This is a genomic window from Paraburkholderia diazotrophica (genome assembly GCF_038900755.1).
GTDB classification, from domain to species: Bacteria; Pseudomonadota; Gammaproteobacteria; order Burkholderiales; family Burkholderiaceae; genus Paraburkholderia; species Paraburkholderia diazotrophica_A.
Genome location: NZ_JBBPEN010000002.1, coordinates 243,600 through 256,409 on the forward strand (window position 1 = coordinate 243,600; position 12,810 = coordinate 256,409).

Below are 12,810 nucleotides of genomic sequence, written 5' to 3' on the forward strand. Positions count from 1 at the left end.
TTCGACGGGGGCGCGCCGTTGTGCTTGTTGTCGTTGCGCCGCCCGCTGTTGCGAGCGTGTCAGGCGTCGCGATTGCGCTTTGGGTCGTCGCTCGCGCTGTTTTTACCGTTCTTGCCGTTCGACCGGTCGCGGCCCGGACCGAACGCGAAACCGAACGCGAGGAACAGCAGCGACGCCGCGAGCACCGTGTTGTTGCCGCTGGTCACGTACGGCGTCTTGCCCGTGGTGCCCTGGACGATGGTTTCGATCGAGCCTTCCGTGAACGTCGGCATGCGCGCGATCACGTTGCCGTGCGCGTCGATGGCGGCCGTCGCGCCCGTGTTCGTCGCGCGCAGCATCGGGCGTCCCGTTTCGAGCGAGCGCATGCGCGCGATCTGCAGGTGTTGGTCGAGCGCGATGGTGTTGCCGAACCACGCGAGATTCGTCGAGTTGACGAGCACGCCCGCGGGCGTGTCGCTTTCGCGCACCGTGCGCGCGATTTCCTCGCCGAAGATGTCCTCGTAGCAGATGTCGACGGCGATCGGCTGGTTGTGCACGACGAACGGCTTCTGCACGGGCGCGCCGCGCGCGAAATCGCCGAGGGGAATGCTCATCAGGTTCACGAACCAGCGAAAGCCCCACGGCACGAACTCGCCGAACGGCACGAGATGATGCTTGTCGTAGCGGTACACGCCCGCCTCGCCGGGCGTGATGCCGAACAGGCTGTTCGTGTAATCGACGACGTGGCCCTCCGCCGTGATCGTGCCGCCGATCGCGCCGAACAGGATCGACGTATTCGTCGAATCGGCGAAACGGCGCACGGCCACCGCGAACGACTCGGGAATGGCCTGCGCGAGCACGGGGATTGCGGTTTCCGGCGTGACGACAAGATCGGCGGGCTTTGCGGTGATCATCCGTTGGTATTCGTCGATGGCGGCCTTCACGCCCGACTCTTCGAACTTCATGTCCTGCTTCACGTTGCCTTGCAGCAGGCGCACGGTCAGCGGCGCATTGGCGGGCGTCGTCCACGAGACGAGCGGCAGCAGCAGACCCGCTGCGATCAGCGCGACGGCAATCGCGGCGGGCGTGATGACTCGGGCGGTGCGTGGCGAAGCGTTCGCATCGCCGTTCGACGCCGCGCGCGAGCGCAGCACGGCCTGCGCGATCAGCGCCGCGGCGAGCGCCATCACCCAGCCGACGCCATACACGCCCGCGATCGGCGCGAATCCCGCGAACGGGCCGTCGACCTGCGCATAGCCGCTCGCGAGCCATGGAAAGCCGGTGAACACCGTGCCGCGCAGCCATTCGCCGACGGCCCACGCGCTCGCGAAGGCGAACGCGCCGTGCCAGGTCGGCGAAAACGGCTGGAGATCGGCGAGCTTGCCGTTGCGCGCGTGTCCTGCGCAGAACGACCAGATGCCCGCGGCGAACGCCGGATAGACGGCCAGATACAGCGAGAACAGCACGAGTGCCGTGCCGGCGAGCGGCGCGGCCATTCCGCCGTAGAAGTGCATGCTCACGTACAGCCACCACACACCCGTCACGTAGTTGCCGAAGCCGAACGCGAAGCCGGTGAGGGCGGCGCTCCTCCAGCCCGTCGTGCGCGTGAGCCACGCGAAGAAGAAAGCGAAGATCGCCAGTTCGAGCCAGCCGCCGTGCGGCGTCGGCGCGAACGAAAGCGTGTTGAGCGCGCCGACGGCGGCGGCCGTGAGGTAGTGCCACCACGGCAGCACCCGTGCGCCTCTAACGGCTGCGTCGGGTGTCACGCCGCGGCGCAGACGGGAAGTGATCGGGTCGGCCATTGTTGCGTGGTCGGCTTGATGAAAACCAAAAGGGAAATCAGGTTTGCACGTGCTGCGCGTCGCGTTCTCGCTGTCCTGCGAGCGGATCGCGACGCACGAGCAGCATGTGGATCTGCCGTGCATCGGCGCGCAGCACTTCGAAGATCAGGTCGTCGATCTTCACCTTCTCGCCGCGATGCGGCACGCGTCCGAAATGATGCGTGACGAGCCCGCCGATCGTGTCGACTTCCTCGTCGGAGAAGTGCGTGCCGAACTCTTCGTTGAACTGCTCGATCTCGGTCAGCGCGCGCACGCGGAAGCGGCCGTCCGGCGACGCGATGATGTTGCCGCTTTCCTCGTCGAAATCGTATTCGTCCTCGATGTCGCCGACGATCTGCTCCAGCACGTCCTCGATCGTGATGACGCCCGCGACGCCGCCGTATTCGTCGACGACGATCGCGATGTGGTTGCGGTTCACGCGGAAGTCGTGCAGCAGCACGTTCAGGCGCTTCGACTCGGGGATGAACACGGCGGGGCGCAGCATGCCGCGCACGTCGGCTTCTTCTTCGGCGTAGTAGCGCAGCAGGTCTTTCGCGAGCAGCACGCCGATCACGTTGTCGCGGTTGCCTTCGTACACGGGATAGCGCGAGTGCGCTTTTTCCAGCATGTACGGGATGAATTCGTCGGGGGAGTCCGCGATGTTGATCGCGTCCATTTGCGCGCGCGGAATCATGATGTCGCGTGCGCAAAGCTCGGAAACCTGGAACACGCCTTCGATCATCGACAGCGAATCGGCGTCGATCAGATTGCGCTCGTGCGCGTCCTGCAGGATTTCGAGGAGTTCGCCGCGAGAATCGGGCTCGGGCGAGATGAAATCGGTCAATCGCTCAAGGAGCGAGCGTTTTTCCTGGGGTTTGTCGCTGGTATGGCGTCGACTGGGATACGTGTCGTTCATGGTGGTGCGCCCGAAAAGCTGGGCGCGCTGTTGCAGAGCGTTAAGGATACACCACGCTCATGGCAGGACCGTGTCCCGGCGCACGAGGCGGTGCAAAGCGCAGTTCCCGGCGCGCGGTTGTTGCCGTTCGATGGCAAAGACGTCCGGCGGGTGACGCTCGCTTTTATCCTAACTGATATCGGAGCGCCGGGGGGCGCATGGTCAAAATTGCCGCCGCTCCTGTTCGGCGAGCCGGTGTGCCTGAATTTTCGACGCATTTGCGGCGCGCGGCGGCGCAGCGCTCACTTGCGGCAACGCGCAAGCAGCGCCTCCAGCGCGCGATCGGGCATGCCGCTTTTGCGCAGCGCTTCGACGGTGCGGCTCACGTAGTCGAGCGTCGTGCCGTAGCGGCCTGATGCGCAGCCGAGCACCGTTCTCACCACTTCGTCGGAAAGCTTGCCCGTGTACGACGGCACGTCGCGGCGCATCACGAACGCGAGCGCTTCGATGCGCCGTCCGTCGGCGAGCACGCATGGCAGCCACGCGGGACGATACGAGCCCATTGCCATTTCGCGGCGCCACAGGGCTTCGAGATGCGGCATCGCGCCTTCGGCCGTGAGCCGGAACGCGATGCCGCTGCACGAGCCGCCGCGATCGAGCGCGAGCACGAGCCCCGGCTGCTCCGGCGTGCCGCGATTGACGCGCGACCACAGATACAGCCCGCGGTGATAGCCGTGCACGCGCGAGCGCATCGCTTCGACGGTCGGCAAGCCGGGGTTCCAGATCAGCGAGCCGTAGCCGAAGAGCCACAGGTCGCGCTTGCCATCCCAGTCTCGCAGCGAGCAATCGAGCGACGCGCGCAACTCGTCGTCCGTCAGCAGGCGCGATTCGCCGAGCGACGGCGGATAGCCGGGGCAGGGCTGAGGCGGCGTCGGTGAGGAAAGGGGCTGGCTCACGTTGGATTCGATCGATGGGCGGCTTGACGGGAGTTCGGAGCCTGCGATCTGCGGGATGGGGCGGCGATGAAGGCTCCGTCGCCTGCTGTTGCGTCGCGCGTCATTCGTACGGATCGGGGAAGCCGAGCTTGCCGAGCACTTCGGTTTCGATCGCTTCCATTTCTTCGGCTTCGTCCTCTTGCTCGTGGTCGTAGCCTTGGGCGTGCAGCGTGCCGTGGACGAGCAGATGCGCGTAGTGCGCTTCAAGCGGCTTGCCCTGTTCGCCTGCTTCTTTCTCGACGACTGGGCAGCACAGGATCAGATCGCCCGTCACGGGATCGTCTTCCGATTCCGCGTACGCGAAGGTCAGCACGTTGGTCGCGTAGTCCTTGCCGCGATACGTGCGGTTCAGCGTGCGGCCTTCGTCTGCATCGACGAAGCGCACGGTCAGTTCGGCATCGGCGAAAAGCGCGGCCTTGATCCACGCGGCGACGGTCGCCTTCGGCAACAGCGCCTTGTGCTCGGGCCACGCTTTTCCAGCGGGAAATTGCAGGTTCAGCGACAGTTTCGGGGCGCGGCTCATGCGAGGTTCTGGGTGCCTGTCATGTCCGTGTCACCGGGCCGTTTCGGCATCGGACGGGCTCGCTTCTTTCTTCGAGTGCGCGTCGTACGCCTCGACGATCCGCGCGACGAGGGGATGCCGCACGACGTCGGCGCTCGTGAAGCGCGTGAGCGCGATGCCGCGCACGTTCGCAAGCACCTGCTGCGCTTCGATCAGCCCGCTCTTCTGCCCGCGCGGCAAGTCGACCTGCGTCGTATCGCCCGTGACGACCGCCTTCGAGCCGAAGCCGATACGCGTGAGGAACATCTTCATCTGCTCGGGCGTCGTGTTCTGCGCCTCGTCGAGAATGATGAACGCGTGATTGAGCGTGCGGCCGCGCATGTACGCGAGCGGCGCGATTTCGATCATCTGCCGCTCGAACATCTTCGCGGTCTTGTCGAAGCCGAGCAGATCGTAAAGCGCGTCATAAAGCGGACGCAGATACGGATCGACTTTCTGCGCTAGATCGCCGGGCAGGAAGCCGAGCCGCTCGCCCGCTTCGACGGCCGGGCGCGTCAGCACGATGCGCTTGACCTGATCGCGCTCGAGCGAATCGACGGCACACGCGACGGCGAGATACGTCTTGCCCGTGCCCGCCGGGCCAACGCCGAACGTCACGTCGTGCGAGACGATCTGCTTCAGATACTCGCGCTGCGCGGGCGTGCGGCCGCGCAGATCGGCGCGCCGCGTGTACAGCTTCGGGCCGAGTTCTTCGACTTCGTCGTCGCCTTCATGCGCCGGTTCGTCGAACGGATGATCGGGGTCGCCGCGAAAACGCGGATCGAGTTCTTCCGTCTCGCCGTTCCCGCCGTTCGGGCGCCCGTTGTTGCCGGGATGACGCGCTTCGACGAGCGCAAGCTGGATGTCGTCGACGGAGAGCGGATCGCGCGCGCTGTTGTAGAAGTTTTCGAGCGCATTGAGCGCGACTTTTGCGCCGCGCCCGCGAATGCTGATGCGGTGTCCGCGGCGTTGCAGCGTGACGTCGAGTGCCTGTTCGATCTGCCTCAGGTTCTCGTCGAGCGGGCCGCAGAGGTTGGCGAGCCGCGCGTTATCGTCGCGCGGCGCGGTGAATTCCAGATGTTGCTGAGTGGTCTTCAAGGCTGATTTTCGATCCTGTCGGTGCGCTACGGCTTAGTGAGTGGCGGGCGCGTTGTCGTGAACCATCACGAGTTCGCCGCGCAGCGAGTGCGGGTACGCGTGCACGATCTTCACGTCGATCATCTGGCCGATCAGGCGCGCATGCGATTCGGGCGGCGCGGGGAAATTCACGACGCGGTTGTTTTCGGTGCGGCCCGCGAGCTCGTTCGGATCCTTGCGCGCCGGGCGCTCGACCAGAATGCGCTCGACCTTGCCGACCATCGCCGCGCTGATGCGCTGCACGTTTTCTTCGATGGTCGCCTGCAGATGCTGCAAGCGGCGCAGCTTCACTTCGCGCGGCGTGTCGTCGTGCAGGTTCGCGGCGGGCGTGCCGGGACGCGGGCTGTAGATGAACGAGAAGCTCGTGTCGTAGCTCATGTCGTGCACGAGCTGCATCATCTTGTCGAAGTCTTCTTCTGTTTCGCCGGGGAAGCCGACGATCATGTCCGTCGACAGTGACAGGTCCGGGCGGATCGCGCGCAGCCGGCGGATCACCGACTTGTATTCGAGCACCGTGTAGCCGCGCTTCATCGCCATCAGGATGCGGTCGGAGCCGTGCTGCACGGGCAGATGCAGATGGCTCACGAGCTTCGGCACTTTTGCGTAGGTGTCGATCAGGCGCTGCGTGAATTCTTTCGGGTGCGACGTCGTATAGCGAATCCGTTCGATGCCCGGAATCTCCGCGACGTATTCGATCAGCGTCGCGAAGTCGGCGATTTCGCTGGCGCCGAGCGTCATCGCGCCTCGATAGGCGTTCACGTTCTGGCCGAGCAGCGTCACTTCGCGCACGCCCTGATCGGCGAGGCCGGCGATTTCCGTCAGCACGTCGTCGAGCGGACGCGACACTTCCTCACCGCGCGTGTACGGCACGACGCAATAGCTGCAGTACTTGCTGCAGCCTTCCATGATCGACACGAACGCGCTCGGCCCTTCGACGCGCGCGGGCGGCAGGTGATCGAACTTCTCGATTTCCGGGAACGTGATGTCGACCTGCGGACGGCCGCTCGCGCGACGCTGGTCGATCATCTGCGGCAGACGGTGCAAGGTTTGCGGACCGAATACAAGGTCGACGTACGGCGCGCGGGAAACGATCGACGCACCTTCCTGGCTCGCGACACAACCGCCGACGCCGATCAGCAGATTCGGGTTCGCTTCTTTCAGCTCGCGCACGCGGCCCAGATCGGAGAACACTTTCTCCTGCGCCTTTTCGCGCACAGAGCATGTATTGAACAGAATGACGTCGGCGTCTTCGGGGTTGTCGGTCTTGACGAGGCCTTCAGCCGCGCCGAGTACGTCGACCATCTTGTCGGAGTCGTACTCGTTCATCTGGCAGCCAAAGGTCTTTACATAAACTTTCTTGGTCATCGAGTGTTCGCCGGTCGCAGTGGTTAATCTGGGGGCGTCAGTTAAAAGTGAAGAGACAAAAACGCGCGGCGCCGGAGGCGCGAGAATGGGGGCCTGGCCAGCCCGAAGCGCATTTTTACAGCGTAGTCCAACATTATAGCCCTTTGCGACGTGGGGCTTTGGCGGCTTGCCGCCGTGACGGTCATGCGTCCGGCGCCGCGTCTGCCGATGGCTTTCGCGTCCGTGCAGAGGTTTTCCGCGCGCCGCTGATGGGCGTCTGCACGCTGTCCGGCGGGTGCGGCAGGCCGAACTGCGCCTCCAGCTCGCCCGTCACCGTCGCGAAACGATCGGCGAGAAAATCGAGCAGCACGCGCACGCGCGGCGCCATGAAACGGTTGCGGTGATACAGCGCGTGCAGCGGCGCATCGGGATAGCGCCAGTCGGGCAGCAGCACACGCAGGCCGTCGCTTTTCAGGTCCGCTTCGACGTCCCACATCGACTTGATCACGATGCCGTAGCCGCGCAGCGCCCATTCGCGGGCGACGGCGCCGTCGTTGGTTTCGCGCGCCGATTCGAGCGGAACCGTGTAGGTGACGGTCTCGGCGCCGCGCGTGAAACGCCATTCGTTGACGGGCCCCGACGCCGTGCCGAGCACGATGCAGTCGAAGCGCGCCAGATCGAGCGGATCTTTCGGCTCGCCGCGCCGCGCGATGTATTCCGGCGACGCGCACAGCACGCGGGGATTCGGCGCGAGCGGGCGCGCGACGAGCGAGCTGTCTTGCGGCACGCCGAAGCGGATCGCGAGATCGATGTCTTCCTGCACCAGATTCGACAGCGAATCGGATAGCGTCAGCGCGAACGTGACGTCCGGGTAAAGCGCGTTGAATTCGTCGAGCCAGTGCATCAGCAGATTGCGGCCGAAATCGGAGGTCGCCGAAACGCGCACCTTGCCGCGCACCGCGTTCTGGCCTTCCTGCAACGCGGCTTCGGCGTCGTCGAGCGCGCGCAGCGCCTGCTGGCAGCAGCTCAGATAGAGGCGGCCTTCGTCGGTGAGACGCAGTTGCCGCGTCGTGCGCTCGAAAAGCCGCGCCTTCAATCCGCCTTCAAGCTTCGCTAAGCGCGCGCTGGCGGCGGCCGGCGTCAGCCCGAGCTTGCGCCCCGCCGCCGACAGGCTGCCCAGTTGCGCCGCTTCGACGAAGAGGCGAATGTCGCCCAGATTGTCGGTCATTATTCAGAACGGTTTGAAAATCCTTCAAATGGTACGCCAATTATCAAAAGCTCGATGCGCGCGGACAATTCCACGCTGAAAAACGCGAAATCCGCGTTTACCCGGAGTCCGCATCATGCATCTCGACCACGCGACCATCGTCACTCCCGATCTCGACCCCACACGCCGGTTCTTCGTCGATGTCGTCGGGCTGACGGAAAAGGCGCGGCCGCCGTTCGGCGTGGGCGGCTACTGGCTGTACGACGACGGCCGTCCCGTGATCCATCTCGTCGATTCGACGCTGCCGCACCACTCGGGCCGCACGAGTCCGCGCATCGACCACATCGCGTTCCGTCTCGACGGCGACGACGAGTGGCAAGCGCTGGTCGCGCGGCTGGAAGCGGCGGGCGTCGCGTATCAGACCGCGGATGTGCCGCTCTCGGGTGAAGTGCAACTGTTCGTCGCGCTGGCGCCCGGCGTCGTCATCGAATTCGTGACGGCGGCGCGCAATGTCCGGCGCGCGTCCTTCTGAATCGTCGTCTGGAGTCTCACATGCCTATCCCTTTGCTTGCGCTCGCGATCAGCGCATTCGCCATCGGCACGACGGAGTTCGTCATCATGGGCTTGCTGCCCGAAGTGGCGAAGGATCTGTCCGTGTCGCTTCCGTCCGCCGGGCTGCTCGTCAGCGGCTATGCGCTCGGCGTGGCCGTCGGCGCGCCGCTGCTCGCCGTCGTCACCAGCAAGATGCCGCGCAAGCTCGCACTGCAACTGCTGATGGGCGTGTTCATCGTCGGCAACGTGCTGTGCGCGATCGCATCCGACTATCCGATGCTGATGGTCGCGCGCGTCGTGACGTCGTTCGCGCACGGTTCGTTCTTCGGCATCGGCGCGGTGGTGGCCGCGTCGCTCGTGCCGCAGGAAAAGCGTGCGAGCGCGATCGCGCTGATGTTCACGGGACTCACGCTCGCGAACGTGCTCGGCGTGCCGTTCGGCACGTTCATCGGCCAGCAGTTCGGCTGGCGCGTCGCGTTCTGGATCGTCGCCGCGTTCGGCGTGCTGTCGTTTCTCGGCGTCACTGCGCTCGTGCCGAACGGGCACGACACGGGGCCGGCGGGGCTGGGTCACGAAGTGCGCGTGCTGAAAGAGCCGCAAGTGTGGCTCGCGCTGACGATGACGGTGCTCGGCTTCGGCGGCGTGTTCGTCGTGTTCACGTATATCGCGCCGATCCTCGAGCAGGTGAGCGGCTTCACGCCGCACGGCGTCACGCTGATTCTGGTGCTGTTCGGCGTGGGTCTGACGGTCGGCAACACGGTCGGCGGCAAGCTCGCGGACCGCTCGCTAATGCCGTCGCTGATGGGCATTCTGATCGCGCTCGCCATCGTGATGGCCGTGTTCGCGCATACGAGTCACTCGCAGATCGCGGCGGCCGTCACCGTGTTCGTGTGGGGCATCGCGGCGTTCGCGACAGTGCCGCCGCTGCAGATGCGTGTCGTCGAGAAGGCGAAGGCTGCGCCGAATCTCGCGTCGACGCTCAACATCGGCGCGTTCAATGTCGGGAATGCGGGCGGCGCGTGGCTCGGCGGCCTCGCGATCGGTCATGGCTATGGGCTCGATGCGCTGCCGTATGTGGCGGCGATCGTCGCGCTCGTGGCGCTCGCGGTGACGTGGATTGCCGCGCGGATGGATGCGCCTGCCGCCGTCGTTGCGCGTGAGGTGCGCGAGCGGGCTTGAGCAGCATGTTGCGAGCCGATGCGTGGCCATGATCATGGCCGCGCTTTTGCATTGGACGGTTCTGTCGACCGCGCCGAGTTTGGGCGCATTCGATCAGCGTCTTCTCGCGACATGCAGGACGCGCGGACGCGCTGCCAGCCATAAAGACGCGCCGGCCGCCGCCAGCGACACTTGCTGTTCGCATCGCACGCCAGCGCATAAGCGTCCTCTGCGATCGTGATAACAGTGTGAAGATAACTTCGTTGGGCGCGTGAAAGCCGGGTGCTAGGCTTGCCTCCATTCATGCTTGCTCCGCTTTGCCGCGGGGTTCAGGAGGCAACCATGCAATCACCGCTTGCGCTCGTGCGCGATCGCGCATCCGACGGTTCCAACGGTTCTAACGATCACCACGGTCAGGACGATGTGCCGCACGCACACGACGAAGCGCGCGCGCCGGAGTTCGATGCGCTCGAACATCGCGTCGGCGTGAATCTCGCGCGGCTGCGCGCCGAGCGTCAGTTGTCGCTCGATGCATTGGCCCGCGCGTCGGGCGTTTCGCGCGCGATGCTTGCGCAAATCGAGTCGGCGCGCAGCGTGCCGTCGATCAAGGTGCTGTGCAAGGTCGCGGCGGCGTTGAAGGTGTCGGTGGCGGCGTTCCTGCGGCAGCATGCCGTGAACGGCTTCGAGCACTTGCCCGCGGACAGCACCGCGCGCGTGGTCACATCGAATGGCCGCTTCTGGACGCGCGCGCTGTATCCCGACGCCGAGCCGTCGACGGCCGAGTTCCACGAGTTGCGCATCGCGCCGCTGCACACCGAGGCGGGCACGCGCCGCGCGCCGGGGACGACGGTGAATCTCGTTGTCAGCGTGGGGGCAATCGAGGTCAGCGTGCACGAGCGCCGCCAGTTGCTCGCGACGGGCGATTCGATTGTCTTCGATGCCGATCAGCCGCACAGCCTGCGTAATCCCGGCGACACGGAAGCGCGCGCGTTTCGCGTGACGGTGAACGCGGAGACGCCGCCGCGCTGGGCGGTCGCAAAAGAATCTGCGAAGGACGTCGTCACGGTAGAAGCCCCCGTGCGCGCTCATTCCGACGCGTGAACCATGCGGTACGCGCGGGCTGCACGCCGCGCGCGGTTGTTGTATGCTCTGCGAGCCGGATCGTTCCGGCAATCAGTACGTCTTCAGGGCGGGGCGAAATTCCCCACCGGCGGTATGCAGGCGGCGCGCAACGCGCGTGAGTCTGCGAGCCCGCGAGCGCCTGCATCGTCGTTTCGTCGCAGGGTCAGCAGATCTGGTGAGAGGCCAGAGCCGACGGTTAGAGTCCGGATGGAAGAAGATGTGCAGATAGTCATCTGACTGTTCCTGCGTGCCGTGCTGCTCTCGTTGTCGCGAGCGGCGCGGGTGTGTCGTCCGTCGCTGGATGGACGCGCGCTCGCGGCCCGCAGGGCGCGTTTGTCTGTTTGCAATGCCCTGAAACGTTTTTCGCCCACACTCTCGCGAGGAGCGTTTCACATGTCCGTTGTATCCCGGTCTGCTGCATCTGTCTGGCCCGCTTCGCCAATCGTCGCTGACGACGCGACGGCCGATCTTCCCCTGCTTGCCGCCGAACCCGTTCCGCCGCGCATCGCCGTTGCGCTCGCCGCGCTGCGCGAAGGCCGCGCCGTCGTGCTTCAGGACGACCATGATCGCGAGAACGAAGCCGATCTGATCGTTTCCGCCGAGCGGATGAGCGTCGAGATGATGGCGCTCTTCATCCGCGAATGCAGCGGCATCGTCTGCCTGTGCCTCACCGACGACAAGGTGCGCGCGCTCGATCTGCCGCCGATGACGGCCCACAACGAAAGCCGCAACACGACGGCGTTCACGGTGTCGATCGAGGCGCGCGAGGGCGTGTCGACGGGCGTGTCGGCGGCCGACCGCATCACGACGATCCGCGCCGCGATTGCGGATCACGCGAAGCCTTCTGATATCGTGCGTCCGGGCCACGTGTATCCGCTGCGCGCGATGCCGGGCGGCGTGCTGGCGCGCCGCGGCCACACGGAAGGAACAGTCGATCTGGTGACGCTCGCCGGGCTGAAGCCGGCAGGCGTGCTGTGTGAACTGATGAACGCCGACGGCACGATGATGCGCGGCGCAGACGTCGAACGGTTCGCGGCCAGGCACGATATGCCGATGCTGACGATCGCGGAGCTGGTCGAGTTCCGTCAGGCGCTGGCGGCGGCACGTGAGCTGTGCATCGACGAAGCGTGATCTAGCGAAGCGTTCAGTCGAAATGAAAAGGCCCGCGTGACGATACGCGGGCCTTCTTGCGCAAAGCGAGCGCGGTAGTCGACCGCGCGACGGCGTCGCATCAGAAGACGCTACGACTGCACGTCGCCAAACTCTCCGCGCACGCCTGCATCGATCAGCGCGGGCAGTTCGTCCATATGCTGCATGATCCGCGTGATGCCCATATTGCGCAGCACATCGGCGTAACCGTCTGGAATGTGGCTCGCGCCGACGAACGCAATCGTCTTCATGCCCGCCGCGCGCGCCGCGTTCAGGCCTGCGACGCTATCTTCGACGACGATGCAGCGCGACGGATCGACGCCGAGCTGCTGCGCGGCGAACAGGTACACGTCGGGGTAAGGCTTTGGGCGCGGGACCTGCTCGGCGCTGAACACGCGCGGCCCGAAGATCTCGGCGAGTCCGGCGCGGCTCACCGATGCGCTGACGCGCGCCATGTGGCTGTTCGACACGACGGCGACGGGAAGCGTCACGCGCTGCAAGGCATCGCGCACGCCGCTGATCGCGGAAAGCGACGAAGCAAACGCCACCTCGACGTTCGCCTCGATGGTTTGAAGAAAGTCGGCGGGCAGCACGATATCGAAGGCCGCTTCGACGCTTTTCAGAAAACGCGAGGTCTGCTGGCCGAAAGCCGTCTTGCAGATTTCGTGGAAATCGAGTGCCGGAAACGCGGTGGCGAGCGTGTCGTGCATCACGCGGTCGGCGATGACTTCGCTGTCGACGAGCACGCCGTCGCAGTCGCAAATGAGATGATCGATCATGCGGAAAAACTGAAGGAAAGCGCAGCCCGAAAGCGTCGGCGTATCGATGAAAACGACAGGCCGAGCGGCGGGCTGAAAGCAACATGATACGTGCTTCGCAGCGCCGCCGCGTCAAACGGGCGCGTGGGTTAA

The 12,810-nt window shown here is 65.4% G+C and carries 12 protein-coding genes and 1 riboswitch; of the genes, 4 read left to right on the plus strand and 8 right to left on the minus strand.

The genetic code is table 11. From position 1 onward, the window contains the following. Nucleotides 1-59 precede the first annotated feature (59 nt). From lnt to AABE10_RS06420, 7 genes are all read right to left on the minus strand, one after another. Complete coding sequence (lnt, locus tag AABE10_RS06390; RefSeq protein ID WP_342932461.1) at nucleotides 60-1,781, minus strand: apolipoprotein N-acyltransferase; 1,722 nt, start codon at nucleotides 1,779-1,781, stop codon at nucleotides 60-62. Nucleotides 1,782-1,818: 37 nt separating this feature from the next. After that, nucleotides 1,819-2,715 carry an HlyC/CorC family transporter gene (locus tag AABE10_RS06395; RefSeq protein ID WP_090865491.1) on the minus strand — a complete coding sequence of 299 codons (897 nt, stop codon included), beginning with the start codon at nucleotides 2,713-2,715 and terminating at the stop codon, nucleotides 1,819-1,821. Between the two features lie 281 nt (nucleotides 2,716-2,996). Next, nucleotides 2,997-3,650: a gamma-glutamylcyclotransferase gene (locus AABE10_RS06400; RefSeq protein WP_342932462.1), complete on the minus strand. Its 654-nt coding sequence runs from the start codon at nucleotides 3,648-3,650 to the stop codon at nucleotides 2,997-2,999. Nucleotides 3,651-3,750: 100 nt separating this feature from the next. Next, a complete protein-coding gene (gene ybeY, locus AABE10_RS06405) occupies nucleotides 3,751-4,212 on the minus strand; it encodes an rRNA maturation RNase YbeY (RefSeq protein ID WP_342932463.1) in 462 nt (153 codons plus the stop codon). A 30-nt stretch (nucleotides 4,213-4,242) separates the two neighbouring features. After that, a complete protein-coding gene (locus AABE10_RS06410) occupies nucleotides 4,243-5,328 on the minus strand; it encodes a PhoH family protein (RefSeq protein ID WP_342932464.1) in 1,086 nt (361 codons plus the stop codon). Nucleotides 5,329-5,361: 33 nt separating this feature from the next. After that, nucleotides 5,362-6,732: a tRNA (N6-isopentenyl adenosine(37)-C2)-methylthiotransferase MiaB gene (gene miaB, locus AABE10_RS06415; protein ID WP_342932465.1), complete on the minus strand. Its 1,371-nt coding sequence runs from the start codon at nucleotides 6,730-6,732 to the stop codon at nucleotides 5,362-5,364. 181 nt (nucleotides 6,733-6,913) lie between these two features. Beyond that, nucleotides 6,914-7,939 carry a LysR family transcriptional regulator gene (locus tag AABE10_RS06420; RefSeq protein ID WP_342932466.1) on the minus strand — a complete coding sequence of 342 codons (1,026 nt, stop codon included), beginning with the start codon at nucleotides 7,937-7,939 and terminating at the stop codon, nucleotides 6,914-6,916. Between the two features lie 115 nt (nucleotides 7,940-8,054). On the opposite strand from AABE10_RS06420, the gene AABE10_RS06425 reads away from it, so the two are divergent. The 4 genes from AABE10_RS06425 (at nucleotide 8,055) to ribB (ending at nucleotide 11,881) form a co-directional block, all read left to right on the plus strand. Further along, entirely contained in the window at nucleotides 8,055-8,450 is a 396-nt protein-coding gene (locus tag AABE10_RS06425) for a VOC family protein (protein WP_342932467.1), read from the plus strand. A gap of 20 nt (nucleotides 8,451-8,470) precedes the next feature. Next, a complete protein-coding gene (locus AABE10_RS06430; RefSeq protein WP_342932468.1) occupies nucleotides 8,471-9,649 on the plus strand; it encodes an MFS transporter in 1,179 nt (392 codons plus the stop codon). A gap of 321 nt (nucleotides 9,650-9,970) precedes the next feature. Further along, nucleotides 9,971-10,729, plus strand: a complete 759-nt coding sequence (locus AABE10_RS06435) for an XRE family transcriptional regulator (RefSeq protein ID WP_342932469.1) — start codon at nucleotides 9,971-9,973, stop codon at nucleotides 10,727-10,729. Between the two features lie 75 nt (nucleotides 10,730-10,804). Beyond that, nucleotides 10,805-10,973, plus strand: a riboswitch (FMN riboswitch). 170 nt (nucleotides 10,974-11,143) lie between these two features. Next, nucleotides 11,144-11,881 carry a 3,4-dihydroxy-2-butanone-4-phosphate synthase gene (gene ribB, locus AABE10_RS06440; RefSeq protein WP_342932470.1) on the plus strand — a complete coding sequence of 246 codons (738 nt, stop codon included), beginning with the start codon at nucleotides 11,144-11,146 and terminating at the stop codon, nucleotides 11,879-11,881. Between the two features lie 110 nt (nucleotides 11,882-11,991). Here the strand turns inward: ribB and AABE10_RS06445 are convergent, their stop codons facing one another. Next, nucleotides 11,992-12,678, minus strand: coding sequence for an HAD family hydrolase (locus AABE10_RS06445; RefSeq protein WP_342932471.1), 687 nt, complete (start codon nucleotides 12,676-12,678; stop codon nucleotides 11,992-11,994). Between the last annotated feature and the right edge of the window lie 132 nt (nucleotides 12,679-12,810).